This window comes from Pseudomonas sp. SCPG-7, from assembly GCF_002156405.1.
Taxonomy (GTDB): Bacteria; Pseudomonadota; Gammaproteobacteria; order Pseudomonadales; family Pseudomonadaceae; genus Aquipseudomonas; species Aquipseudomonas parakoreensis.
In genome coordinates this window covers 315974-341888 of sequence record NZ_MVOO01000002.1, presented here as the reverse complement: position 1 = coordinate 341888, position 25915 = coordinate 315974, and the positions used below count along the sequence as shown (strand labels likewise).

Here is a 25915-nt window from a genome sequence, read left to right as displayed (position 1 = left end):
AAAGAATCGGGAGCCCGACATGTTCCGTCCCAAGTTGTTGTTCACCAGCCTTGCCGCACTCGCCCTCGGCGCCTGCTCGCCGCAGGACCCGCAAGCGGTCACGTCGGCGGCCATCGCCAAATCGGTGATCCTGCCGACCTACACCCGTTGGGTCGAAGCCGACAAGCAACTGGCGGTCAGCGCCCTCGCCTACTGCCAAGGCAAGGAAACCCTGGAAACCGCCCGCGCCGACTTCCTGCATGCGCAGAAAGCCTGGGCCGAGCTGCAACCGTTGCTGATCGGGCCACTGGCCGAGGGCAACCGTTCGTGGCAGGTGCAATTCTGGCCGGACAAGAAGAACCTGGTCGGCCGTCAGGTCGAGCAACTGGTCACCGCCCAGCCGCAGATCGACGCCGCCGCACTGGCCAAATCCAGCGTGGTGGTACAGGGCCTGTCGGCGTACGAGTACATCCTTTTCGATGAAAAGCCGGACGTCGCCAACGCCGAGCAGAAAGCCAAGTACTGCCCGTTGCTGATCGCCATCGGCGAGCGCCAGAAGCAACTGGCCGAAGAGATTCTGCAGAGCTGGAACAACACCGACGGCATGCTCGCGCAGATGAGCAAGTTCCCCAACCAGCGCTACGCCGACTCGCACGAAGCGATCGCCGATCTGCTGCGTGTGCAGGTCACCGCCCTCGACACCCTGAAGAAAAAACTCGGCACGCCAATGGGCCGTCAGAGCAAAGGCGTGCCGCAGCCGTTCCAGGCTGATGCCTGGCGCAGCCAGTCGTCGCTGACCGCGCTGGAAGCCAGCCTCGCTGCAGCCAAAACCGTCTGGGAAGGCGTCGACAACAGGGGCCTGCGCGGTCTGTTGCCGACCGAGCAGAAACCGTTGGCAGACAAGATCGACGCCGCTTACGCCGCGTCGCTGGAGCTGTTTGGCAGCACGCAACGCTCGCTGACCGAAATGCTTCAGGACGACGCCGGTCGTCAACAACTCAACGATCTCTACGACAGCCTCAACGTCGTCCATCGCCTGCACGAAGGCGAACTGGCCAAGGCGCTGGGCATCCAACTGGGCTTCAACGCCAACGACGGTGACTGATGAGGGCAAGTGCCATGCTGCGACGCCAGGCTCTGACTTTAGGTAGTTTGCTGCTGGGAGCAGTGACACTGGGCGGCTGGACGCTGTTCAAGCGCAAGGATCAGAGCCCGCTGTTGCTCTCGGCGCGCGATGACACCGACGGTAAGCATTACGCTGTCGGTTATCGGCTGGATGGTACGCGAGTGTTCGCCACCGAAGTCGGCCAGCGTTGTCACGACATCATCAACCACCCGACGCTGCCGATCGCGCTGTTCGTCGCCCGCCGCCCGGGCACCGAGAGCTACCTGATCGACCTGCGCGACGGGACCTTGCTGCAAACCGTGACCTCGCAGCCGAACCGGCATTTCTACGGCCACGCCGTGGTGCACAAGGACGGCGAATACCTGTACGCCACCGAGAACGACACCACTGATCCGGGGCGTGGCCTGCTCGGGGTGTACAGGTTCGAAGGCGAACGGCTGGTGCACAGCGGCGAGATCTCCACCCATGGCCTCGGACCACATCAAGTGTCGTGGATGCCCGATGGCGAAACCCTGGTGGTGGCCAACGGCGGGATCCGCACCGAGGCCGAAAGCCGCGTCGACATGAACCTCAACGCCATGGAACCGAGCCTGGTGCTGATGCAGCGCGACGGCACCCTGCTGAGCAAGGAAACCCTTTCCCAGCAGATGAACAGCGTGCGCCACCTGGGCATTGCCAGCGACGGCACCATCGTCGCCGGCCAGCAGTTCATGGGCGCGTCGCATGAGCGTTCCGAGCTGTTGGCGATCAAGCGTCCGGGCCAGCCTTTCGTGGCATTCCCGGTGCCGGAGCATCAGTTGCAGTCGATGGGGCATTACACCGCCAGCGTTGCGGTGCACAGTGAACTGCGTCTGGTGGCGTTGACCGCACCGCGCGGCAACCGCTTCTTCATCTGGGACCTGGACAGCGGCGAAGTGCGCCTCGACGCGCCGCTGCCCGATTGCGCCGGTGTTGGTGCGGTGAAGGACGGCTTCGTCGTGACCTCGGGTCAGGGCCGTTGCCGTTACTACGATTGCCGCCAGGATCAACTGCTGGCCAAGCCGCTGGAATTGCCGGCGGGGCTCTGGGATAACCATCTTCATCTGATGGCCTGAATCAACGCTGTAACTGTGGCGAGGGAGCTTGCTCCCGCTGGGGCGCGAAGCGGCCCCGCTTTTTAACTCAAAAGCATGGGACTGCTGCGCAGTCCAGCGGGAGCAAGCTCCCTCGCCACAGGGGTTTTATTCGTCCTCACTGTAATAACTGGCAGTTGGAATCCCCACCTGACTCGGGGTAATGTGCCCGCCTGTCTCACCTGATTTATCCAAGGAACTGGAAAAATGCTGCGTCGCCGCATGCTGATCATGTTGGGTGTTGTCTTGCTGGTCGTCCTGGTATTGGGCGGGTACAAAGCCTTTTCGATCTACACCATGATCCAGGGCTTTGCCAAACCGAAACCGCCGATCAGCGTCGCCGTGGCTCGCGCTACCGAACAGCCGTGGCAGATGCGTTTGCCCACCGTCGGTTCGCTCAAGGCCTTGCAAGGCGTCGAGCTGAGTCTGGAAGTCGCCGGCACCGTCACTGAACTCAAATTCGAATCCGGACAGAAGGTCAAGGCCGGGCAGCCACTGCTGCAGCTCGACAGTGCCGTCGAAGCCGCCCTGCTGGAAACCGCCAAGGCGGATCTGGGCCTGGCGCAACTGGATTTCGGCCGTGGCAGCCAGTTGATCGACAGCCGTGCCATCTCCAAAGGTGAATACGACCGGCTCTCGGCGGTGCTGCAAAAGGAGCGGGCCACGGTCAATCAGCTCAATGCAGCACTGGCGAAAAAGCGCATCGTCGCGCCGTTCAGCGGCACCATCGGGATTCGTCAGGTCGACATCGGCGACTACCTCGCCAGCGGCACTAAAATCGCCACCCTGCAGGATCTGAGCAGCCTCTACGCCGACTTCTATGTGCCGGAGCAATCGGTGCCAAAACTGGCCATCGGCCAACCGGTGCAGATCGGTGTCGCGGCCTATCCCGGACAGACCTTCCCCGGCGCCATCAGCGCGATCAACCCGATTGTCGAGAGCACCACGCGCAATATTCTGGTGCGCGCGACCCTGGCCAACCCCGACGGCAAGTTGCTGCCGGGCATGTTTGCCAGCCTCGACGTGCTGCTGCCCGATCCACAGCAACACATCGTGGTGCCGGAAAGCGCGATCACCTACACCCTCTACGGCAACTCGCTGTATGTGGTCGGGCAACAGAAGGCCGAGGATGGCAGCGTGGTCAAAGACGACAAGGGCCAGCCGGTACTGATCGCCGAACGTCGCTTCATCGAGACCGGTGAACGCCGCGATGGCCTGGTGATGATCAACAAGGGCGTGCAGAGCGGCGAACAAGTGGTGACCGCCGGCCAGATCAAACTGGACAACGGCGCACACATTGCCATCAGCGACGACAAGACCCTCGGCGAGCAGAACAGTCCGCCCCGCGCCGACTGATCAAGGAATCCCCATGGCTTTTACCGATCCGTTCATCCGCCGCCCGGTGCTCGCCACCGTGGTCAGCCTGCTGATTGTGCTGCTGGGTTTCCAGGCCTGGAGCAAACTGCCGCTGCGCCAATACCCGCAAATGGAAAACGCCCTGATCACGGTGACCACCGCCTACCCCGGGGCGAACGCCGAGACCATTCAGGGCTACATCACCCAACCGATGCAGCAAAGCCTGGCCAGCGCCGAAGGCATCGACTACATGACCTCGGTCAGTCGCCAGAACTTCTCGGTAATCTCGATCTACGCGCGCATCGGTTCCAACACCGACCGTTTGTTCACCGAACTGCTGGCCAAGGCCAACGAGGTGAAGAACAAACTGCCGCAGGATGCCGAAGACCCGGTGCTGAGCAAGGAATCGGCCGACGCCTCGGCGCTGATGTACATCAGTTTCTTCAGCAAGGACTTGAGCAACCCGCAGATCACCGACTACCTGTCGCGGGTGATCCAGCCGAAACTGGCGACCCTGCCGGGCATGGCCGAAGCGGAGATTCTCGGCAATCAGGTGTTCGCCATGCGCCTGTGGCTCGACCCGGTGAAGCTCGCCGGTTTCGGCCTCAGCGCCAGCGATGTGACCAACGCCGTGCGCCAGTACAACTTCCTCTCCGCCGCCGGCGAGGTGAAGGGCGAATACGTGGTCACCAGCATCAACGCCAACACCGAACTGAAATCCGCCGAAGCCTTCGCGGCGATTCCGCTCAAGGTCAGTGGCGACAGCCGCGTGCTGCTCAGTGACGTGGCGCGGGTCGAGATGGGCGCGGAAAACTACGATTCGATCAGCTCGTTCGGCGGCACGCCGTCGGTGTACATCGGCATCAAGGCCACACCCGGCGCCAACCCGCTGGACGTGATCCGCGAAGTGCGCAAGCTGATGCCGGAGCTGGAAGCGCAGCTGCCGCCCAACCTCAAAAGCGAGATTGCCTACGACGCCACGCTGTTTATTCAGGCCTCGATCGATGAAGTGGTGAAAACCCTGTTCGAAGCGGTGCTGATCGTCATCGTGGTGGTGTTCCTGTTCCTCGGCGCGTTGCGCTCGGTGGTGATCCCGGTGGTGACCATCCCGCTGTCGATGATCGGCGTGATGTTCTTCATGCAGATGATGGGCTACTCGATCAACCTGCTGACCCTGCTGGCGATGGTGCTGGCCATCGGTCTGGTGGTGGACGACGCGATCGTGGTGGTGGAGAACATTCACCGGCATATCGAGGAAGGCAAGACGCCGCTGGAGGCCGCGCTGGAAGGTGCGCGGGAAATCGCCATGCCGGTGGTGTCGATGACCATCACCCTGGCGGCGGTGTATGCGCCGATCGGCTTCCTCACCGGACTGACCGGGGCCTTGTTCAAGGAGTTCGCCCTGACCCTGGCCGGTGCCGTGGTGATTTCCGGGATTGTCGCCCTGACCCTGTCGCCGATGATGTGCGCCCTGCTGTTGCGCCACGAAGAAAACCCCAGTGGCCTGGCACACCGCCTCGACCGCATTTTCGACAGCCTCAAACGCCGCTACCAGAGCATGCTCCACGGCACCTTGAACACGCGGCCGGTGGTGCTGGTGTTCGCGGTGATCGTGCTGTGCCTGATCCCGGTGTTTCTCAAGTTCACCAAGTCGGAACTGGCGCCGGACGAGGATCAGGGCATCATCTTCATGATGGCCACGGCCCCCCAGCCGACCAACCTCGATTACCTGAGCACCTACACCGACGAATTCATCAAGATCTTCAAGGAGTTTCCGGAGTACTACTCCTCGTTCCAGATCAATGGCTACAACGGTGTACAAGCGGGCATCGGCGGCTTCCTGCTCAAGCCATGGAACGAGCGCAGCCGCACGCAGATGCAGATCCTGCCCGAGGTGCAAGGCAAACTGGCGAGCATCCCCGGCCTGCAGATTTTCGGTTTCAACCTGCCCTCCCTGCCTGGCACCGGCGAAGGTCTGCCGTTCGAGTTTGTGGTCAATACCGCCAACGACTACGAGTTGCTGTTGCAAGTGGCCGACCGGATCAAGAAACGCGCCATGGCGTCCGGCAAGTTCGCGTTCGTCGACCTCGATCTGGCGTTCGACAAGCCGGAAGTGGTGGTCGACATCGACCGCGCCAAAGCCGCGCAGATGGGCGTGTCGATGCAGGACCTTGGTGGAACACTGGCGACGCTGCTGGGCGAGGCGGAAATCAACCGTTTCACCATCGAAGGCCGCAGTTACAAGGTGATTGCCCAGGTTGAACGACCGTACCGCGAAAACCCTGGCTGGCTGAACAACTACTACGTGAAGAACACCCAGGGCGAGCTGCTGCCGCTGTCGACCCTGATCAAGGTCAGCGACCGGGCGCGACCGCGCCAGCTCAACCAGTTCCAGCAACTCAACGCGGCGAAGATTTCCGGATTCCCGCTGGTCAGCATGGGTGAAGCCATCGACACCGTGCTGCAGATCGCCCGGGAGGAGGCGCCAGCCGGGTTTGCCTTCGACTATGGTGGCGCCTCGCGCCAGTACGTGCAGGAAGGCAGCGCCCTGTGGGTCACCTTCGCCCTCGCGTTGGCGATTATTTTCCTGGTGCTGGCGGCGCAGTTCGAAAGCTTCCGCGACCCGTTGGTGATTCTGGTGACGGTGCCGCTGTCGATCTGTGGTGCGTTGATTCCGCTGTTCCTTGGCTGGTCGAGCATGAACATCTACACCCAGGTCGGTCTGGTGACATTGATCGGGCTGATCAGCAAGCACGGGATCCTGATCGTCGAATTCGCCAACCAGTTACGCAAGGACAAAGGCCTGACCGCGCGCGAAGCGGTCGAGGAAGCCGCGGCAATCCGCTTGCGCCCGGTGTTGATGACCACGGCGGCGATGGTGTTCGGCATGGTGCCGTTGATTCTGGCGACCGGTGCCGGTGCGGTGAGCCGGTTTGATATCGGCATGGTGATTGCCACGGGGATGTCGATCGGCACCTTGTTTACCCTGTTTGTGCTGCCGTGCATCTACACCCTGTTGGCCAAACCTGATCCAAAGCCATGACCTGGCTCCTGTAGGAGCTGCCGAAGGTTCGGGCCGCGTTCGGACGATCTTTTGATTTTGTTTTTAAAAGCCAAGATCAAGATCAAGATCAACAGATCGCAGCCTTCGGCAGCTCCTACACAGGGGATTTTCATTCATGCATAAAAAAGGCCTCGCATCTGCGAGGCCTTTCATTTTGGCTTCAATCGGTTCAACTCTGTGGCCTCATCCCTTGAGAAAGTCCGAACATGAACAACAACAGATCATGGTCGGGTTTAGTCGCCACGGTGGCTTTCGCCACCCGTGGTACTGCGCAGTGAGCATCGCCGGTAGTGGCACCGATCACCTGCATGCGGGGCTGCTCCCAGGCCGCCACCGCCAATGAAGCAACTGCCAAGGCTCCAACCAAAAACAAACCTCGTGCAATTTCGAGTTTCATCGCTATAAACCTTTGATAGCGCTGCCAAACGCCGTCTCATAAAAGTAGACGAGTTTTTTCCAGTCCGTGTCGCTGAACGACGAATGGCGACGCAATTGCTTCATGTCATGGGAGGCCGCGCGATAAGCGGTCAGACGCTGGCGGCATTTTTCCAGATCGATCAATGCCACTTCGACCTGCGCCGCGTCGCCCTCACCGGTCACCCGTACAAATACGTGTTTGATGTAGATACAGCTGTGCTGCCAGCGGCCCTTGTGCATGCGCGCCAGGTTTTCTGCCAGGTCCTTGAGCACGCGCTCGTAGACGGCTTCGCCGTATTGCGCACGACCACCGGCGGCTTCCCACTTTTCAAGTTCGTCGAAGCCGTCCAGTGATTTGGTCACCAACAGCGCACGCCACTTGTGTTGCGGATCGGGCTGCGCGCCGCAGAAGACGATTTGCGGTACGCGGACGCCGAGACGGCTGACGCCGGTCAGCGCATCCAGCTCGCGCAAGACCGTCGGACGGCCGAAAGGATGCAACCAGCTGCGATAGATATGTCCGGTCTGGCGCTTGGCATACAGTAACTGGCCGTCACGGCCCACGACCCGTTGCACACCACTTTCCCCGCCACGGCGTACGTTGGGCTCTTCCACCCATTCACCGCGCTGGTTCCAGTAGTAATCGAAGCGATCCTGGGGAGCGACTTCCGTTTCTGCTGCTATTTGCACCACCATCCTGTTACCTCTTGCGTAATACGTAAACCCGCCACATGGCATAGAGCGGGATAAAATCGAGTTGTTCCTGAATGCGAAAACCTGCTTCTTCGAATTCTTTTTCAACTGTCACAGCCGGTAACACAAACCGGTTCTGGTAACCTTCCTGCCCGCGACGCCGCTCGGCGCGCTTGCGTTTCCAGGCCTTGAAATTACCGTCCACCCACAACGAAATGATGACGCTGTCACGGGTGACGCGCTCGAACTCGCGCAGAATCGCCCGCCGGTGCTCGGCTTCACCGATGTGATGCAGCAACCGCATGCAAAAAATGCTGTCGACGGCGTTATCGGGCAAAGCAATGTCGAACGCTGACGTGTGCAAAGGTTGTACCCGTTTCACGACGTCAGCCGGTTGCGATTGCATCGCGGTCTTGATCATCGACTCGGAATTGTCCGCACCAATGATCACCCGGTTGGGCTTTTCCGCCAGCAACGGCCAGAAACGCCCTGCACCGCACGGCAGATCCAGAACCAGCCCCGGCTCGCCGGCCAGCGTCAACGCCTTGCGGGCCAACTGCTCGTCCCGCCAGTGAGACAACCGACGACCTAGACCGTCCTGATGCTTGCGCAAATATTTTTGTGCATGCTGGTCATCATACTTTTCGGAAAAATCGAGCTTGATCGGTCTGCTCATCATGGGGGCTCCTGATTGACTGATACCCTTACCATAGGTAGTGGCATGTCAGCGTCAGGTCGTCCCTATGTGAAAATTACGTCAGGTAAACCGGCAAATTATTACAGGGTTTTACACGCGAAAAGCAATAGCGCGGGGCCATCAACGATCTTCAGCGCTTGCCCAGCGTGACCTCGAAGCGGCAACCATTAGGCTCCATGGTGCTCAACGTCACCTCCCAGCCCTGGTTTTCACAGATTCGCTGCACCAGTGACAAGCCCAGCCCCAAGCCTTCACCGCGCTTTTCATTGCCACGCACGAAGGGCTGGAACATGGCTTCGCGTTTTTCCTCGGGAATGCCCACACCCGAGTCTTCGACGACGAAACCGTTGTCGTTGAGTGTCAGGCGAATGAATCCGTGTTCGGTGTAGTGACAGGCATTGCGCAGCAGATTACCCATGACTGCGCTGAGCAGGGTGGCATTGAAGCAGGTGTCCGGCGGGTTGCCCGACTCGTACATCAGTCGCAGCCCTTTCGACTCGATCGGTTCACGCCAGATACCCAGCAGTCCGTCAGCCACCTGGGCAAGGGTCTGCTGCGGCGCGGAACCGGCGTCTTCCCGCTGAGCGCGGGCGAGCATCAAGAAGGTCTGCACCAGTTCGCGCATTTCCTCGCTGGCTCGGGCAATTCGCTCGACCTGGGCCCGACCGCGCTGATCCAGCCCCGGGTTTTCCAGAAGCAGCTCGCAGGAACTGGCCAGCACCATCAACGGCGTACGCAGTTCGTGGCTGACATCGCTGGTGAACAGCCGCTCGCGGGTCAGCGCCTGCCGCAGACGCCCGAGCGTGGCATCGAACGCCACCGCCAGTTCGCCGACTTCGTCAGCCGCATAATCCGGCGCCAGGGGCGGCGCCAGCCCCAGCAATTGATCGCGGTGGCGCACTTGCCGCGCCAGGCGCACCACTGGCGCCATGACCTTGCGCGCCAACACCCAGCCGAGAAACACCGCCAGCGCCAGACTGAGCACAAAACCCACCAGCACCACGGCAAACAGCACGCGTTCACGTTCTTCGAAATCGCTTTGATCCTGCAGCAGGACATAACGACGGCCGTCGACGATCTCGACCATCGCGTGATAAGACAACTGTTCGCGGAACACTTCGTGGAAGCCCGCATCAAGGTGACGCAGATCCTTGGGCAGTTCGAAATCGCCTGGCCCACCGCTGAAATAGAACAACTGATCCGGTTCCGGGCGATGGCTCCAGTCCGAGACGTTGTCCATCAGCAACAGACGTTGCAGGTCGCCGCCCAGCCCCGCCGAAATCAGTTTTTCCTCCACCAGGTGCACGGTCGCCACAATACCCATGGCGAAGGCCCCGGCCACCAGCGCACTCATCAGCGCAAAGGCGATGATGATCCGCTGGGAAAGGCTTTGCTTAAACTCCATCACGCCCCTCGGCCAGGCGGTAACCCACGCCGTGCACGGTTTGCAGCAACGGTTTGGCGAAGGGCTTGTCGATCACCTGACGCAATTGATGGACATGGCTGCGCAGGCTGTCGCTGTCCGGGCAGTCATCGCCCCACAGCGCTTCTTCGAGAATTTCCCGCCGCAGGACGTGAGGGCTCTTCTGCATCAACACCGCCAGCAGTTTGAGGCCGACCGGGTTGAGCTTGAGCAGCTTGCCCTCGCGGGTCACTTCCAGGGTGTCGAGGTCGTAGCTCAGGTCACCGACCTGCAACGCACGGCGTCCGCCACCCTGAGTCCGGCGCATGACGGCCTCGACGCGCGCCGCCAGTTCGGACAGGGCAAACGGCTTGACCAGGTAATCGTCGGCCCCGGACTTGAAGCCCTGCAGGCGATCATCCAGTTGATCGCGGGCGGTGAGCATGATCACCGGCGTGTCGCGCCGCGCGTCTTCACGCAGACGCTTGCACAGGGTGTAGCCGTCGATTCCCGGCAGCATGATGTCGAGCACAATCAGGTCGTAATGCTCGGTAGCCGCCAGATGCAAGCCCGACAAACCGTCCTGGGCGCAATCGACGGTATAGCCTTTGAGCCCCAGGTAATCGGCCAGATTGGCCAGGATATCGCGGTTGTCTTCGACCAATAGAATTCGCATTGGCATTTCCTCCGTACAGTAACGGCCGTCTTGGCCCGCGCAGCTTAAGGCCTACGCCGGTTCAGGGCTAGGGCCGGCATACGCGCAAGTCCATTTGCCCGGACAAATTAAATAATTAACAAAGTTTTCACTATCGATTCACAACCTGATTACAGTGACGCCGCGACACTCGCGCGCCATTGATATAAGGAAAACGAGACAATGGACTCTTTCAAGACAGCGCCCATGCGCTTTCTGCTGCTGATCACCGGCGCCTGGCTGGTCATTTTTCTCCTGACGCGAGCAGTCCTGCTGCTGACTCACCTGGATGAGGCCGGTGGCCTCGCCCTTTCCGTGTTCGGCATCGGTGCGCTGTATGACCTGGGGTTCCTTGCCTACGCGGCACTGCCAATGGGCCTGTACCTGCTGCTCTGCCCGCCGGGCCTGTGGCGTCGTCGCGGACATCGCGGATTCCTGCGCGTCCTGCTGACGATCAGCCTGTTCGCCATGTTGTTCGTGGCGGTGGCCGAATGGCTGTTCTGGGACGAGTTCGGCGTACGCTTCAACTTCATCGCCGTCGATTACCTGGTGTACTCCGACGAAGTGCTGAACAACGTCCTCGAATCCTACCCGATCGGCAAACTGCTGAGCCTCCTCGCCGTATTGGCCGTGGTCATCAGTTTCGCTTTGCGCAAGCCGTTCAATGCCGCCATGAATGCTCCGCTGCCAGCGCTGCGCGGACGTCTGCTCAGTGCCTTGGGCCTGTTGATCGTCGCGGGTCTGAGCCTGCAACTGCTCAGCCAGGACGCCCCTCGTGCCCAGGGCGGCAACGCCTACCAGAACGAGCTGGCCAGCAACGGTCCGTATCAGTTCTTCGCCGCGTTCCGTAACAATGAACTGGACTACACCCAGTTCTACAAAAGCCTGCCGGCGGAAAAAGTCGCCAGCCAGATCCGTTCCGAGCTGAGTGAAAGCGACGCACGCTTCATTGGCAAAGATCCACAGGACATTCGCCGGGTGATCGACAACCCGGGCACCCCGCGCAAGCCGAACATCGTGCTGGTGACCATCGAAAGCCTGAGCGCCAAGTACCTGGGCAGCAACGGCGACGGTCGCAACCTGACGCCGAACCTCGACGCCTTGCGCAAGCAGAGTCTGTACTTCAATAACTTCTACGCCACCGGCACCCGCACCGACCGCGGTCTGGAAGCCATCACCCTGGCCATCCCGCCAACGCCGGGCCGCTCGATCGTCAAGCGCATCGGTCGTGAGAGCGGTTTCGCCAGCCTTGGCCAACAGCTCAGCGCCGTAGGTTACGACAGTGTGTTCGTCTACGGCGGACGCGGTTACTTCGACAACATGAACGCGTTCTTCAGCGGCAACGGCTATCGCGTCGTCGATCAGAGCAGCGTCGATGAAGCCGAGATCCACTTCAAGAACGCCTGGGGCATGGCCGACGAAGATCTGTATCGCCAGACCCTGAAACTGGCGGACGCCGACTACGCCAAACAGCAGCCGTTTCTGCTGCAGTTGATGACCACCTCCAATCACCGTCCTTACACCTACCCAGACAACCGCATCGACATCAAGTCCGGAAACGGCCGCGATGGCGCGGTGAAGTACACCGACTATGCGATTGGCCAGTTCCTCGAGCAGGCGCGGCAGAAACCGTGGTTCGACAATACGATCTTCATTTTCGTCGCTGACCACACTGCAGGCAGTGCCGGTAAAGAAGACTTGCCGATCACCAACTATCAGATCCCGCTGTTCATCTATGCGCCGAAAATGATCGAGGCTCGCGAAAGCGCGCAACTGGCCAGCCAGATCGATCTGGCCCCGACGCTGCTGGGCCTGTTGAACCTGGATTACACCTCGACGTTCTTCGGCCGCAACCTGTTGCAGGACAACCCGCTGCCACCGCGCGTGGTGGTCGGCAACTATCAGCATCTGGGCCTGTTCGATGGCAAGGATCTGGCGATCCTCAGTCCGCGCCAGGGCTTGCGCCGGCATGACGATGCGTTGACCGAGAGCCGTGAATCGCGGGTCAGCAGTGACGATCCGCTGGTCAGCCGGGCGATTGCGTATTACCAGGCGGCCAGTTATGGCTTCAAACAGCAGTTGTTGAGCTGGAAGCCTGTGAAAGAAGAGGCTCCGCAGGTCAGTGATCGTTAACTGAAGATGGACGTTGTTGTGTCAGTCAGCCTCTGTGTTGACTGACATGACGCCATCGCTGGCGAGCCAGCTCCCACAAGGATTGCGCTAAACCTGTGGGAGCTGGCTCGCCAGCGATGGGCGCACCTCGGTATAGCGCCAACGACAAATCGAAGGCAATAAAAAACCCCGCCTGCTCATCGCAGGCGGGGTTTTTTATTACAGGGGTAAGGCTGGCTTACATCATGCCGCCCATGCCACCCATGCCGCCCATGTCTGGCATACCGCCGCCAGCCGAGCCTTCTTTCTTCGGTGCATCAGCAACAGCTGCTTCGGTGGTCAGGATCAGACCGCCGATCGAGGCTGCAGCTTGCAGAGCGGAACGGGTTACCTTGGTTGGGTCCAGGATGCCCATTTCGATCATGTCGCCGTATTCGCCGGAAGCGGCGTTGTAACCGAAGTTACCTTTGCCGTTCTTCACTTCGTTGACCACTACGCTTGGCTCGTCACCGGAGTTGGCAGCGATCTGACGCAGCGGCGCTTCAACAGCGCGACGCAGCACAGCGATACCGACGTTCTGGTCAGCGTTGTCGCCGGTCAGTTCGGTCAGGGCTTCCAGAGCACGGATCAGCGCAACGCCACCACCAGGTACCACGCCTTCTTCAACGGCTGCACGGGTTGCGTGCAGGGCGTCTTCAACGCGGGCCTTCTTCTCTTTCATTTCAACTTCGGAACCAGCGCCAACCTTGATCACTGCAACGCCGCCGGACAGTTTGGCCAGACGCTCTTGCAGTTTTTCACGGTCGTAGTCCGAGGAAGTTTCGGCAACCTGAGCACGGATCTGAGCGATACGCGCCTGGATGTCGGCTTCAACGCCAGCACCGTCAACGATGATGGTGTTTTCCTTGGACAGGGTCACACGCTTGGCGTTACCCAGGTGCTCCAGGGTGGTGCTTTCCAGGCTCAGGCCGATCTCTTCGGAGATCACGGTACCGCCAGTCAGAACGGCGATGTCCTGCAGCATGGCCTTGCGACGGTCGCCGAAGCCTGGAGCCTTGACGGCTGCAACCTTGACGATGCCACGCATGTTGTTCACTACCAGAGTCGCCAGGGCTTCGCCTTCAACGTCTTCGGCAACGATCAGCAGTGGACGGCCGGCTTTGGCAACGGCTTCCAGCACTGGCAGCATTTCGCGGATGTTCGAGATCTTCTTGTCGACCAGCAGGATCAGCGGGCCGTCGAGCTCGGCCACCATGGTGTCCGGCTTGTTGACGAAGTACGGGGACAGGTAGCCACGGTCGAACTGCATGCCTTCTACAACCGACAGTTCGTTTTCCAGGCCCGAGCCTTCTTCAACGGTGATCACGCCTTCTTTACCGACCTTTTCCATGGCTTCGGCAATGATGTCACCGATGGAGTTGTCGGAGTTGGCGGAGATGGTGCCGACCTGAGCGATTGCCTTGGTGTCAGCGCATGGCTTGGACAGGGCTTTCAGCTCTTTGACGATGGCGATGGTCGCTTTGTCGATACCGCGCTTCAGATCCATCGGGTTCATGCCGGCAGCGACGGCTTTCAGGCCTTCGTTGACGATCGACTGAGCCAGAACGGTCGCGGTGGTAGTACCGTCACCAGCGTCATCGTTGGCACGGGAGGCAACGTCTTTGACCAGCTGCGCGCCCATGTTTTCGAAGCGATCTTCGAGTTCGATTTCCTTGGCGACGGATACGCCGTCCTTGGTGATGGTCGGAGCGCCGAAGCTCTTCTCGAGGATCACGTTACGGCCTTTCGGGCCCAGGGTCGCTTTTACCGCGTCAGCCAGAACGTTGACGCCTTTGAGCATCTTGGAGCGGGCGGCATCGCCGAACTTAACTTCTTTAGCAGCCATGATCGATATTCCTTAAATACTTTGTAGTAACGGGAAAATGAGCGGGGAAATCAGCCTTCCAGTACAGCGAGAATCTCGTTCTCAGCCATTACCAGCAGGTCTTCGCCGTCGACTTTCACAGTGTTGCTGCCGGAGTAAGGACCGAACACAACCTTGTCGCCGACTTTAACGGCCAGCGCACGCACTTCACCGTTTTCCAGAGTCTTGCCTGGGCCTGCAGCGACGATCACACCGTGGTTGGCTTTTTCAGCAGCCGAACCTGGCAGGACGATACCGCCAGCGGTTTTCTTTTCTTCTTCGCTGCGACGGATGACGACGCGGTCATGCAGAGGACGAAGCTTCATTGTCGATCTCTCCTAATTGTGGTTTTCATCGGCCGGTGTAGTCCCGGCGGGTTTAACAAATCCGGCCTGCGCCGGTTGCGGTTCGTCGAGCAAACCGCGGAAGTCTGTCCGGCTTGAATGCCGGAAACCTTTCGGTGACCGATACATAAGGGCGCATAAGCTTATTACAAGGGCGGGGACAGAAAATTTTTCATCATGTGCCCCTTGAATGCCGCGCATAAACAAACGGCACCCGAAGGTGCCGTGTCGATGCAGGGGTTACTGGCTGTCGCGATGTTCGAACTCGCCTTCGATCACATCACCCTCGCGGCCCAGAGGCTGGCGCGGTGCAGGACCGCCACGGGGTTGCAGGTCGTCGGCGAAAGCACGCTGACGAATGGCCTGCTCCTCGGCGCGCTGGCGCATCTTGTTCGCCAGCAGGCGACGGGTGAACGGCAACAACATCACCAGACCGACCACGTCACTGACGAAACCCGGCAGGATCAGCAGGCCACCGGCCAGTGCCAGCATCAGGCCTTCAAGCATGGTCTGCGCGGGCAGTTCACCGCGATTCAGGCTTTCACGGGCACGCAGTGCCGTGGCCAGACCGGCGATGCGCAGCACGAACACGCCGAACATCGAGCCGAGAATGATCAGCAGCAGGGCCGGGAAAAACCCGATCGCCCCTGCCACTTTGACGAATACGAACAGCTCCAGCACCGGAAACAGCAGAAAGAGCAACAAAAAAGGGCGCATCAAAGATTCCTCAACGCAAGAAATGCCTTGCAGTAAGCCTTAGATGACGTCGCCCTTTCGTGAATTCAAGCGTCAGCCACCGCATTTTTTGGCCAGACCTCGGCGTGAGCCAGAGAAACCAAGGCTTCGCGCACTTGTATCTGCGTATGACAAGGCGCTGGAAACGGCAACCAATACAGTGCCTGACCGATGCGCAGGTGCATGCCTTCGCTGTCGATTCCGGCCAGTTGCGCCGGTACGGTTTTCGGCAACCCGCTGAGCTCCACGTAATGCGCGATGGCTTTGGCGTGATCGCTGTTCATGTGCTCGACCATGCTGATTTCCGCCTTGCCGGCAAACGGGTTGGCCAGGGTCAACTGATCGACCCAGTGGATCGCGCCGAAACCGCCGATGTAGCGGTGACGTACCGGGTTGAGCACCCAGAAATCAAAATCGTGAGCCTTGTGGTAGTTCTGCGAGTCGGGGAAATACCGGTAATAACGCTCGGCGGCGGCTTCGATAGCCGCCGGCTCTTCGAGCTTTTGCGCCTCGGCCAGATAGGTCAGGCGACCAACGGCCTGCACGTCGTCGGCCTCGCGTTCCCCCACCAGCAGCGAACACTTCGGGTCTTTCTGCAGGTTGTGAGTGTGCTGGGCGATGCGGCTGATCAGGATCAGCGGCCGGCCTTGCTCGTCCAGACAATACGGCACCACTGAGCCGAACGGGAAACCGGGCATCGATTTGGAGTGGGTCGACAATACGCCACGGTATTCCTTGAGAAGCAATTCTCGGGCATTCTTGGCCGCTTCAACGCTCAATTTATGACTCCTTAAATAGAATCCGTCGAAAAAACGGACAGGCGCCGGGGGATAAGTCCCTGTAACGCCATCGGGCAATGCTCATGTGCAATCTGGCCATACCGGTACAGATCGAGCGTCGCCAATAACAAAAACCACTCAGACCGGCTATCGGGGCATGCGCATGCAACTCAACGACAAAGTAATCATTATCACCGGCGGTTGCCAGGGTTTGGGCCGCTCCATGGCCGAGTATTTCGCCAGCAAAGGCGCCAGGCTCGCACTGGTCGACCTGAATCAGGAAAAACTCAATGACGCGGTGGCAGCCTGCAAAGCCAAGGGCGTCGAGGCGCGCAGCTATCTGTGCAACGTGGCCAATGAAGAACAGGTTGAGCACATGGTCGCGCAGGTTGCCGAAGATTTCGGTGCGATCCACGGCCTGATCAACAACGCCGGAATCCTGCGCGATGGCCTGCTGCTCAAGGTCAAAGATGGCGAAATGAGCAAAATGAGCCTGGCCCAGTGGCAGGCAGTGATCGACGTCAACTTGACCGGCGTGTTCCTGTGCACCCGTGAAGTGGCGGCGAAAATGGTCGAGCTGAAGACCAGCGGCGCGATCATCAACATCTCATCGATCTCCCGCGCCGGTAACGTCGGCCAGACCAACTATTCCGCCGCCAAGGCTGGCGTGGCCGCAGCCACTGTGACCTGGGCCAAGGAACTGGCGCGTTACGGCATTCGTGTGGCGGGCATTGCGCCGGGCTTCATCGAAACCGAGATGACTCTGGGCATGAAGCCGGAAGCGCTGGAGAAGATGACCTCGGGTATCCCGCTCAAGCGCATGGGCAAGCCGGAAGAGATCGCCCATTCGGCAGCGTACATCTTCGAGAACGACTACTACACCGGGCGGATTCTGGAGATGGATGGCGGGTTGCGCATCTAAAGCAAGATCAAAAGATCGCAGCCTGCGGCAGCTCCTACACAGAGCTTTTCTGTAGGAGCTGCCGCAGGCTGCGATCTTTTAGCAAACGACGCCGATCAATCGTCGCTGATGCTGATGTTAGGCATCGCCGGCGTCGCCGCTTCCTGCAACACAATGCGCGCGCCGACGTGGCGGGCCAGTTCCTGATAGACCATCGCGATCTGACTGTCCGGTTCGGCGATCACCGTTGGTTTGCCGCCATCGGCCTGCTCGCGGATCAGCATCGACAGCGGCAGCGAGGCCAGCAGTTCAACGCCATATTGGGTGGCCAGTTTCTCGCCACCGCCCTCACCGAACAGATGCTCGGCATGTCCGCAGTTCGAGCAGATGTGCACCGCCATGTTTTCCACCACGCCCAGCACCGGGATGTTGACCTTGCGGAACATTTCCACGCCTTTGCGTGCGTCCAGCAGCGCCAGATCCTGCGGGGTGGTGACGATCACCGCACCGGCCACCGGGACTTTCTGCGCCAGGGTCAGCTGGATGTCGCCAGTGCCTGGCGGCATGTCGATGACCAGATAATCGAGGTCGCCCCACGCGGTTTGCGTCACCAGTTGCAGCAACGCGCCGGAGACCATTGGCCCACGCCAGACCATCGGCGTGTTGTCGTCGGTCAGGAACGCCATCGACATGACTTCGACACCGTGGGCCTTGAGCGGCACGAACCACTTCTGATCCTTGACCTCGGGGCGCGTGCGCTCGGGGATGCCGAACATGATGCCCTGGCTCGGGCCATAGATGTCGGCGTCGAGAATCCCCACCTTGGCGCCTTCACGGGCCAGCGCCAGCGCGAGGTTGGCCGCGGTGGTCGACTTGCCCACACCGCCCTTGCCCGAAGCCACGGCGACCACGTTCTTGACGTTGGCCAGCCCCGGGATCTGGGCCTGAGCCTTGTGCGCGGCGATCACGCTGTTGACCTCGACCCTGGCGCTCGTCACCCCATCGAGGTTTTCGATGGCCAGTTGCAGCAACTGCGCCCAGCCGCTCTTGAACAGGCCGGCGGCGTAACCGATTTCCAGCTGAACCTTGACGCGGTCGCCATCGATCTCGATGTGCTTCACGCAACCGGCGCTGACCGGGTCCTGGTTCAGGTAGGGGTCGGTGTATTGGCTGAGGACGGCTTCCACCGCTGCGCGAGTGACGGCACTCATGGGCAACTCCGATAACAAGACTGGGAAAAGATGGCGGGTATCGTACCCCGCAGATTGATTTGTGGTCAGGCGATTTATGCGTTGACTCGACTTTGTGGCGAGGGAGCTTGCTCCCGCTCGACTGCGCAGCAGTCGCAATCCGGTTGAGCCTGTCTGTCTGCCATTGGCGGGATCGGGCGGCTTCGCCACCCAGCGGGAGCAAGCTCCCTCGCCACAATTTATTGCGGTCGGCCCATCCGGTTATTGCAGTGGCCGCATCCGGAAACAGGTGCACAGGGTGAAAAATATGCGCCAGCGCTTTATAGTGGCCGACCTCCGTTTCATCAAGTAGCGAAGCCCCACATGTCCGAACCACGCAAGATCCTCGTCACCAGCGCCCTGCCCTACGCCAACGGTTCGATCCACCTTGGCCATATGCTGGAATACATCCAGACCGATATGTGGGTGCGCTTCCAGAAGCATCGCGGCAATCAATGCATTTATGTCTGCGCCGACGACGCCCACGGTTCGGCGATCATGCTGCGCGCGGAAAAGGAAGGCATCACCCCGGAACAACTGATCGCCAATGTGCAGGCTGAACACAGCGCCGACTTTGCCGAGTTCCTGGTCGACTTCGACAACTTCCACTCCACTCACGCCGAAGAAAACCGTGAGCTGTCGAGCCAGATCTACCTGAAGCTGCGCGATGCCGGGCACATTGCCCAGCGCTCGATTACCCAGTATTTCGACCCGGAAAAGAAAATGTTCCTGGCCGACCGCTTCATCAAGGGCACCTGCCCGAAATGCGGCACTGAAGACCAGTACGGCGACAACTGCGAAAAATGCGGTGCGACCTACGCCCCGACCGACCTGAAGGATCCGAAGTCGGCCATCTCCGGCGCGACTCCGGTGCTCAAGGATTCCCAGCACTTCTTCTTCAAGCTGCCAGACTTCCAGCAGATGCTGCAGACCTGGACCCGCAGCGGCACCCTGCAGGACGCCGTGGCCAACAAGATCGCCGAGTGGCTGGACGCCGGCCTGCAACAGTGGGACATCTCCCGCGATGCGCCGTACTTCGGTTTCGAGATTCCGGACGAGCCGGGCAAATATTTCTATGTGTGGCTGGACGCGCCGATCGGCTACATGGCGAGTTTCAAGAACCTCTGCAACCGCACGCCGGAGCTGGACTTCGACGCGTTCTGGGGCAAGGATTCCACCGCCGAGCTGTACCACTTCATCGGCAAGGACATCGTCAACTTCCACGCCCTGTTCTGGCCTGCCATGCTCGAAGGCGCCGGTTTCCGCAAGCCGACCGGGATCAACGTGCACGGCTACCTGACCGTCAACGGCCAGAAGATGTCCAAGTCCCGGGGCACGTTCATCAAGGCGCGTACCTACCTGGATCACCTGTCGCCGGAATACCTGCGTTACTACTACGCGGCCAAATTGGGCCGTGGTGTCGATGACCTCGACCTGAACCTCGAAGACTTCGTGCAGAAGGTCAACTCCGACCTGGTCGGCAAAGTGGTCAACATCGCCAGCCGTTGCGCCGGTTTCATCCACAAGGGCAACGGCGGCCTGCTGGTCGACAACAATGCCGCGCCAGAGCTGACCGAAGCCTTCCTCGCCGCGGCGCCAAGCATTGCCGACGCCTATGAAGCGCGCGACTTCGCCCGCGCCATGCGTGAAACCATGGCCCTGGCCGACCGCGCCAATGCCTGGATCGCCGACAAGGCGCCATGGTCGTTGAACAAGCAGGAAGGCAAGCAGGATGAAGTCCAGGCGATCTGCGCCACCGGCATCAACCTGTTCCGCCAACTGGTGATCTTCCTCAAACCGGTGCTGCCGCTGCTGGCCGCCGACGCCGAGGCGTTCCTCAACGTCGCCCCGCTGACCTGGAACGACCACACCACGCTGCTGGCCAACCATCAGCTCAATGAATTCAAGCCGTTGATGACCCGCATCGACCCGGTAAAAGTGCAAGCCATGACCGACGCCTCGAAAGAAGACCTGACCGCCAGCCAGACCGACACCGGCGCCGCCACACCTGCGGGCAATGGCGAACTGGCCAAGGATCCGCTGTCGCCGGAAATCGACTTCGACACCTTTGCCGCCGTCGATCTGCGCGTCGCGCTGATCGTCAAGGCTGAACATGTGGAAGGTGCCGACAAGCTGCTGCGCCTGACCCTGGACATCGGTGACGAGCAGCGCAACGTGTTCTCCGGAATCAAGAGCGCCTACCCGGATCCATCGAAACTCGACGGTCGCCTGACCATGATGATCGCCAACCTCAAGCCGCGGAAAATGAAGTTCGGCATGTCCGAAGGCATGGTGATGGCCGCCGGCCCTGGCGGTGAAGAAATCTACCTGCTGAGCCCGGACAGCGGCGCCAAGCCGGGTCAACGCATCAAGTAAGACCCAGTGGTAAAACGATCCCACAGGCATGTTCTGCAGGCCTGTGGGATTTTTCATATCTGGCCCACCCTTCGCGGGTGCCGGATAATGCCTAACCTTAAGTGACACCCGCCCGTTGCTGCCGGCAGAACCATGACCGAACTTGCGCTTACGCTGATCAGTGCCGCCCTGCTCAACAACTTCGTGTTGCATTGGCCGCTGGGCGTCGATCCGTTGCTGGCCGGCAGTCGGCGCCAGGTGCATGCGCTGGGGCTGGCGACGGGGTGCCTGATGCTGAGCGTCGGCATCTTCGGTTACGCAATCTGGCACTGGCTGCTGGTACCGCTGCAACTGCAGGCCCTGCACCTGTTCGTGTTCTTGCCACTCAACGTGCTGCTGATCGCGCCGGTATTGAAACTGCTGACCCGTGCGCTGCCTGACTGGCCCTTCGATGGGCTATGGCCATTGTTGCTGGGCAATGCCGGCGTGCTCGGGCTGGCCTTGATCAATGCGCAAAATGATCATGGCCTGTTGCAGGCGGCGGCACTGAGCCTCGGCGCCGGGCTAGGTTTCTGGCTGGTGCTGAGCCTGTTCAGCGACTTGCGTGAACGCACGGCGGACAACGACATTCCCCTGCCCTTTCGCGGCTTGCCGATCGACCTGATCGGCGCCGGACTGATCGCAGTGATTTTTCTCGGATTCAGTGGACTGATCAAAACATGAGTCTGATTCAACTCATCGATGCCCTCCTGCCGCAGACCCAGTGCGGCAAATGCGGCCACCCCGGGTGCAAGCCCTATGCGCAAGGCATCGTCGACGGCGAACCGATCAACAAGTGCCCGCCCGGCGGTGACGAAACCATCGCCGCGCTGGCTGAACTGTTGAACGTGCCGGTGCTGGAACTGGACGTCAGCCGCGGCGCGGCACCGCCACAAGTGGCGTACATCCGCGAGGCCGAGTGCATCGGCTGCACCAAGTGCATCCAGGCCTGCCCGATCGACGCCATCGTCGGCGCGGCGAAACTGATGCACACCGTGCTGATCGACGAATGCACCGGTTGCGACCTGTGCGTGGCACCGTGTCCGGTGGATTGCATCGAGATGCACCCGCTGCCGCTCGGCACCTTGCCGGTGGTCGGTGGCCTGGCGACCAGCCTTGAAGAGCTGCGCGCACGCACGGCCAAACGCGATCATGCGCGCCAGCGTTTCGAACGCCGCAACGCCCGCCTGCAACGCGAAGAACAGCACAAACAGGCTGAGCGCGAAGCCCGTGCGCATCGGGCGGCGCAACCGGCGACGGCCACTCTCGATCCGGTGCAGGCAGCTCTGGAACGGGTGCGCGCGCAGAAAGCCGCAACCGCCGATGCGGCGCTGAAGAAAGCCAAGATCGATGTCGCCATGAGCCGCGCGCAATTGCACAAATCGCTGAAAGCCTTCGGTCATCCGCCGACCTTCGAACAGCAATCGCAACTGATCGTGCTGCAACAGCAGTTCGAAGCGGCAGAACAGGCGCTGGCAAAACTCGAAAGCAGCGCCGCCGTTCCAGCCGCTGCGGCTCCGGCTCCAGCGAAAGACGCGGATCTGAAACGGGCAAAAATCCAGTTGGCCATGCGTCGCGCCGAACTGAAAAAGGCTCAGACCGCCGAAGCACCCGCGCAGCAGATTGCCACGCTGGAACAGGCACTGCGTGATGCCGAGCAAGCCCTGCATGTGGCAGAGGCGGCCAGTGAGCAGCCTGTGCCTGATCTGGTCCGGGTGGAAAAGCGCCCGATCGACAACCAGCTCCGCCAGTTGAAAACCGAATTGGCCTACGCCCGCGCCGACCTGAGCAAACTCGAACGCCGTGCCGACACACCGAATGACATCCTCGACAAGGCCCGCGCTCGCCTGCTGGCTGCCGAGCGTCAGGTGCAAGACCATGTTGCCCCGTGAGGCACCGGATGATCGCCTGCAACAGGCGATGAAGCAGGTGCTGCTGGCCACGCTGCCGGGATTGTTGGCACTGTTCTGGTGTTACGGCTGGGGCGTGCTGATCAATTTGATTCTGGCGGCGAGCACGGCGCTGCTGATCGAAGCTGGCGTCACCCGCCTGCGGCGCCAACCGTTGCAACCGACGCTCAGCGATGGCAGCGCGCTGGTCAGCGCGACACTGCTGGCCGCTGCCCTGCCGCCTTACTGCCCGTGGTGGCTGACCGTGACCGCGGTGACTTCGGGTCTGCTGTTCGGCAAGCATTTGTACGGTGGTGTCGGCAAGAATCCGTTCAACCCGGCCATGCTCGGTTTCGCCCTGGCGATGGTGCTGTTCCCACAACCGATGACCCACTGGCCGGCGCACGGCATGAATCTGCAGGCCGCTTTTGCCCAAGTCCTGAATTTGGGCCAGGCCCCGGACGCCTGGGTACAGGCCACTGCACTGGACAGTCTGCGCATCAACAAGAGCCTGACCATGGATGAGTTGTTCGCCGCCAACCCGGCGTTCGGCCGCTTTGGTGGACGCGGCGTGGAGTGGATCAATCTGGCGTTTCTCGCCGGCGGGCTGTGGCTGTTGCAGCGCCGGGTAATCGCCTGGCAAGCGCCGGTCGGCATGCTGGCCAGCCTGTTTCTCGTCAGCCTGCTCTGCTGGAACGGTTCGGGTTCCGATTCCCACGGTTCACCGCTGTTTCATCTGTTGAGCGGGGCAACCATGCTCGGTGCCTTTTTCATCATTACCGAACCGGTGTCGGGCGCCAGAAGTCCGCTGGCCCGGCTGCTGTTCGGCGTTGGCGTCGGCTTGCTCACCTACCTGATCCGCACCTGGGGCGACTACCCGGACGGCGTTGCATTTGCGGTGTTGCTGATGAATCTCTGCGTGCCAGCGCTGGAACGTTTTGCCGCCGTCCGCCAGACGCAGGTGCAATCATGAGCCGCATGGTTTCTGTCGTGATGCTCGTGCTGCTGGCCGGCGCGGGGCTCGGCCTGACTTACGTGGTGCAACGCGCCAGTGCGCCGCAGATTGCCAGCGAGCAGGCCCTGCTCGACAGCCGCAAGCTGCTCGATGTGCTCGCGGCCGATGCATACGACAATCAGCCGCTGGAGCAGCCACTGGCGTTGACTGACGCGTCGTTGAGCCACAGCAAATTGCTGGCGGGTTACCGCGCCAGCAAAGCCGGGCAGCCGGTGGCGGTGCTGTTGCGCACGCAGACTGAGGGCTATGCCGGCGTTATCGAGCTGCTGATCGCCATCGATGCCAACGGCAGACTGCTGGGGGTCAAAACCCTGCGGCACAACGAAACGCCCGCACTCGGCGGACTGATTGGCGACTGGCCGAACCACTGGCTGGCGACATTTGCCGGGCAATCGCGTCACGCGCCTGACGACGCAGGCTGGGCGCTGAAAAAGGATCAGGGACAGTTCGATCAACTGGCGGGCGCGACCATCACCTCCCGGGCCACCGTCAATGCCATCCACGACGCCCTGCGCTACTTTGATGAGCACCGGACAACCTTGCTGGGGATCGGATCATGAACCGGCCGACGAACCTGACGAATGCTTCGATGCTGATTGTGCTGCTTGGCACCAGTACAACACTGGCTAGCGCACTGGGCATGCTGCTGATGTCGGGCGTCGTCGTGGCGGTTTACGGTGTCTGTTTCGGCGCATTGCGCTCGCGACTGTCTGACAGCGACCGGATGCTGGCCAGTCTGCTGCTGGCCGCCACCCTGACCAGTTGCGCCAATATCCTCGCGCAACGCTGGGCGTTGCAGTGGCAACAGTCACTCGGAATCTATACCGGGCTGATCGCCTTGCAATGCGTAGTGTTGGAATACAATGGATTCTTTGCCCAGGCATTTGGCCTGCGCCTGAAGTTTTTTGGCCTGTCGAGCGGGCTGCTACTAGCACTGGCGGCACTGCGTGAACTGTTCGGTCAGGGCCATATCGGCCGTGGCCTGCCTGAGCACTGGCAAGGCCTGGTGCTGTTCAACGAAGGGCTGCACCTGTTCACCCTGGTTCCCGGCGCATTCATCGTGCTTGGGCTTCTGCTCGCCGCCCGCCAGGCCTGGACCCGCTCGAACGCTCTCTCCAAGGAAACACATCATCCATGAATGCCGCAAAACGTCTGGAAATCTTCCGCAGACTTCATGAAGACAATCCCGAGCCGAAGACCGAACTGGCCTATTCCTCGCCGTTCGAGTTGTTGATCGCGGTCATTCTTTCGGCGCAATCAACCGACGTCGGCGTCAACAAGGCCACGGCAAAACTGTTCCCGGTGGCTAACACCCCCGCTGCGATCCACGCACTGGGCGTCGAAGGGCTGTCCGAATACATCAAAACCATCGGTCTCTATAACAGCAAAGCGAAAAACGTGATCGAGACCTGCCGCATGCTGGTCGAACTGCACAATGGCGAAGTCCCGCAGACGCGCGAAGAACTGGAAGCGCTGCCCGGCGTCGGCCGCAAGACGGCCAACGTGGTCCTGAATACCGCTTTCCGTCAGTTGACCATGGCGGTCGACACGCACATTTTTCGCGTGAGCAACCGCACCGGTATTGCCCCGGGTAAAAATGTCGTTGAAGTTGAAAAGAAGCTGATGAAATTTGTGCCAAAAGACTACCTGCTGGATTCTCACCACTGGCTGATTCTGCACGGTCGCTATGTGTGTCTGGCGCGCAAGCCACGCTGTGGCAGCTGCCGGATCGAGGATTTGTGCGAGTACAAACACAAAACCTCGGACGATTGATTGGCTATTGGAATAATTGATTTATCGATTGAAAAAATCTTTTTTACCCGCAGCAGGAATATCGATATAAGGAGCGCCAAAGGCAGTCTTAGCCTGGAGTTCACCTTATGACTGACAGCAAAGAACAACTGGATGTAGATGACGATTTCACCGCTGTAGAAACCGACGACGCCGAACCCGTGGTCGAAGTCGCCAAGACCAATCTGAGCAAACGCCGCACCATCGACAACCTGCTTGAGGAGCGCCGACTGCAAAAGCAATTGGCCGATTACGATTTTGATCTTTGACACTTGAAAGCCTC

The 25915-nt window shown here is 60.5% G+C and carries 24 protein-coding genes; 14 read left to right on the top strand and 10 right to left on the bottom strand.

Translation table 11 applies throughout. The annotated features are described in order from the left end of the window. Window positions 1-19 precede the first annotated feature (19 nt). From B1722_RS05900 to B1722_RS05885, 4 genes are all read left to right on the top strand, one after another. Window positions 20-1084: an imelysin family protein gene (locus tag B1722_RS05900; protein WP_086791798.1), complete on the top strand. Its 1065-nt coding sequence runs from the start codon at window positions 20-22 to the stop codon at window positions 1082-1084. Window positions 1085-1098: 14 nt separating this feature from the next. Further along, on the top strand, window positions 1099-2199 hold the full coding sequence (locus B1722_RS05895; protein WP_086791796.1) for a DUF1513 domain-containing protein: 1101 nt from the start codon (window positions 1099-1101) through the stop codon (window positions 2197-2199). A gap of 225 nt (window positions 2200-2424) precedes the next feature. Beyond that, window positions 2425-3573 (top strand): efflux RND transporter periplasmic adaptor subunit, encoded by a 1149-nt coding sequence (locus B1722_RS05890; RefSeq protein WP_086791794.1) that lies wholly within the window; start codon window positions 2425-2427, stop codon window positions 3571-3573. Window positions 3574-3586: 13 nt separating this feature from the next. After that, window positions 3587-6616, top strand: coding sequence for a multidrug efflux RND transporter permease subunit (locus B1722_RS05885; RefSeq protein WP_086791792.1), 3030 nt, complete (start codon window positions 3587-3589; stop codon window positions 6614-6616). Between the two features lie 190 nt (window positions 6617-6806). Here B1722_RS05885 and B1722_RS05880 read toward each other — a convergent pair whose 3' ends face one another. From B1722_RS05880 to colR, 5 genes are all read right to left on the bottom strand, one after another. Beyond that, a complete protein-coding gene (locus tag B1722_RS05880; RefSeq protein WP_041068407.1) occupies window positions 6807-7034 on the bottom strand; it encodes a hypothetical protein in 228 nt (75 codons plus the stop codon). 2 nt (window positions 7035-7036) lie between these two features. Then, the gene (locus tag B1722_RS05875; protein WP_086791790.1) at window positions 7037-7750 is read right to left on the bottom strand and encodes a lipopolysaccharide kinase InaA family protein; all 714 of its coding nucleotides are present in this window, start codon (window positions 7748-7750) and stop codon (window positions 7037-7039) included. Between the two features lie 4 nt (window positions 7751-7754). Continuing rightward, entirely contained in the window at window positions 7755-8423 is a 669-nt protein-coding gene (locus tag B1722_RS05870; RefSeq protein WP_041068703.1) for a class I SAM-dependent methyltransferase, read from the bottom strand. 151 nt (window positions 8424-8574) lie between these two features. Then, window positions 8575-9849, bottom strand: coding sequence for a HAMP domain-containing sensor histidine kinase (locus tag B1722_RS05865; RefSeq protein ID WP_041068403.1), 1275 nt, complete (start codon window positions 9847-9849; stop codon window positions 8575-8577). Beyond that, complete coding sequence (gene colR / locus B1722_RS05860; protein ID WP_041068401.1) at window positions 9839-10522, bottom strand: two-component system response regulator ColR; 684 nt, start codon at window positions 10520-10522, stop codon at window positions 9839-9841. The genes B1722_RS05865 and colR overlap by 11 nt, the downstream gene beginning before the upstream one ends. 201 nt (window positions 10523-10723) lie before the next feature. On the opposite strand from colR, the gene B1722_RS05855 reads away from it, so the two are divergent. Then, complete coding sequence (locus B1722_RS05855; protein ID WP_086791788.1) at window positions 10724-12673, top strand: LTA synthase family protein; 1950 nt, start codon at window positions 10724-10726, stop codon at window positions 12671-12673. Between the two features lie 217 nt (window positions 12674-12890). On the opposite strand, the gene groL is transcribed toward B1722_RS05855, so the two are convergent. The 4 genes from groL to B1722_RS05835 form a co-directional block, all read right to left on the bottom strand. Beyond that, the gene (gene groL / locus B1722_RS05850) at window positions 12891-14537 is read right to left on the bottom strand and encodes a chaperonin GroEL (RefSeq protein WP_041068396.1); all 1647 of its coding nucleotides are present in this window, start codon (window positions 14535-14537) and stop codon (window positions 12891-12893) included. A gap of 50 nt (window positions 14538-14587) precedes the next feature. Then, window positions 14588-14881 (bottom strand): co-chaperone GroES, encoded by a 294-nt coding sequence (locus tag B1722_RS05845; RefSeq protein WP_003227685.1) that lies wholly within the window; start codon window positions 14879-14881, stop codon window positions 14588-14590. A gap of 258 nt (window positions 14882-15139) precedes the next feature. Further along, window positions 15140-15616 (bottom strand): FxsA family protein, encoded by a 477-nt coding sequence (locus tag B1722_RS05840; RefSeq protein WP_086791786.1) that lies wholly within the window; start codon window positions 15614-15616, stop codon window positions 15140-15142. Window positions 15617-15681: 65 nt separating this feature from the next. Further along, window positions 15682-16413, bottom strand: a complete 732-nt coding sequence (locus B1722_RS05835) for a HugZ family protein (protein WP_086791784.1) — start codon at window positions 16411-16413, stop codon at window positions 15682-15684. Between the two features lie 163 nt (window positions 16414-16576). Here B1722_RS05835 and B1722_RS05830 point away from each other — a divergent pair, with 163 nt between their 5' ends. Then, window positions 16577-17335, top strand: coding sequence for an SDR family oxidoreductase (locus tag B1722_RS05830; protein ID WP_086791938.1), 759 nt, complete (start codon window positions 16577-16579; stop codon window positions 17333-17335). A 95-nt stretch (window positions 17336-17430) separates the two neighbouring features. Here B1722_RS05830 and apbC read toward each other — a convergent pair whose 3' ends face one another. Continuing rightward, window positions 17431-18525, bottom strand: a complete 1095-nt coding sequence (apbC, locus tag B1722_RS05825; protein WP_086791782.1) for an iron-sulfur cluster carrier protein ApbC — start codon at window positions 18523-18525, stop codon at window positions 17431-17433. 342 nt (window positions 18526-18867) lie between these two features. Between apbC and metG the strand changes: the two genes are divergently transcribed. The 8 genes from metG to B1722_RS05785 all read left to right on the top strand — a co-directional run bounded on the left by metG (window position 18868) and on the right by B1722_RS05785 (window position 25901). Then, on the top strand, window positions 18868-20919 hold the full coding sequence (metG, locus tag B1722_RS05820) for a methionine--tRNA ligase (protein ID WP_086791780.1): 2052 nt from the start codon (window positions 18868-18870) through the stop codon (window positions 20917-20919). A 132-nt stretch (window positions 20920-21051) separates the two neighbouring features. Then, window positions 21052-21621 carry an electron transport complex protein RnfA gene (locus tag B1722_RS05815; protein WP_041068386.1) on the top strand — a complete coding sequence of 190 codons (570 nt, stop codon included), beginning with the start codon at window positions 21052-21054 and terminating at the stop codon, window positions 21619-21621. Beyond that, a complete protein-coding gene (gene rsxB / locus B1722_RS05810) occupies window positions 21618-22829 on the top strand; it encodes an electron transport complex subunit RsxB (protein WP_041068384.1) in 1212 nt (403 codons plus the stop codon). The genes B1722_RS05815 and rsxB overlap by 4 nt, the downstream gene beginning before the upstream one ends. Next, entirely contained in the window at window positions 22816-23799 is a 984-nt protein-coding gene (locus B1722_RS05805) for an RnfABCDGE type electron transport complex subunit D (protein ID WP_086791778.1), read from the top strand. The genes rsxB and B1722_RS05805 overlap by 14 nt, the downstream gene beginning before the upstream one ends. After that, window positions 23796-24401 carry an RnfABCDGE type electron transport complex subunit G gene (locus tag B1722_RS05800; protein WP_041068381.1) on the top strand — a complete coding sequence of 202 codons (606 nt, stop codon included), beginning with the start codon at window positions 23796-23798 and terminating at the stop codon, window positions 24399-24401. Before B1722_RS05805 ends, B1722_RS05800 begins: the two co-directional genes overlap by 4 nt. Further along, on the top strand, window positions 24398-24979 hold the full coding sequence (locus B1722_RS05795) for an Rnf-Nqr domain containing protein (protein WP_041068379.1): 582 nt from the start codon (window positions 24398-24400) through the stop codon (window positions 24977-24979). Before B1722_RS05800 ends, B1722_RS05795 begins: the two co-directional genes overlap by 4 nt. Next, window positions 24976-25614, top strand: a complete 639-nt coding sequence (gene nth, locus B1722_RS05790; protein ID WP_003227707.1) for an endonuclease III — start codon at window positions 24976-24978, stop codon at window positions 25612-25614. Before B1722_RS05795 ends, nth begins: the two co-directional genes overlap by 4 nt. Window positions 25615-25721: 107 nt before the next feature. Next, the gene (locus B1722_RS05785; protein ID WP_041068377.1) at window positions 25722-25901 is read left to right on the top strand and encodes a PA3496 family putative envelope integrity protein; all 180 of its coding nucleotides are present in this window, start codon (window positions 25722-25724) and stop codon (window positions 25899-25901) included. The last annotated feature ends 14 nt before the right edge of the window (window positions 25902-25915 follow it).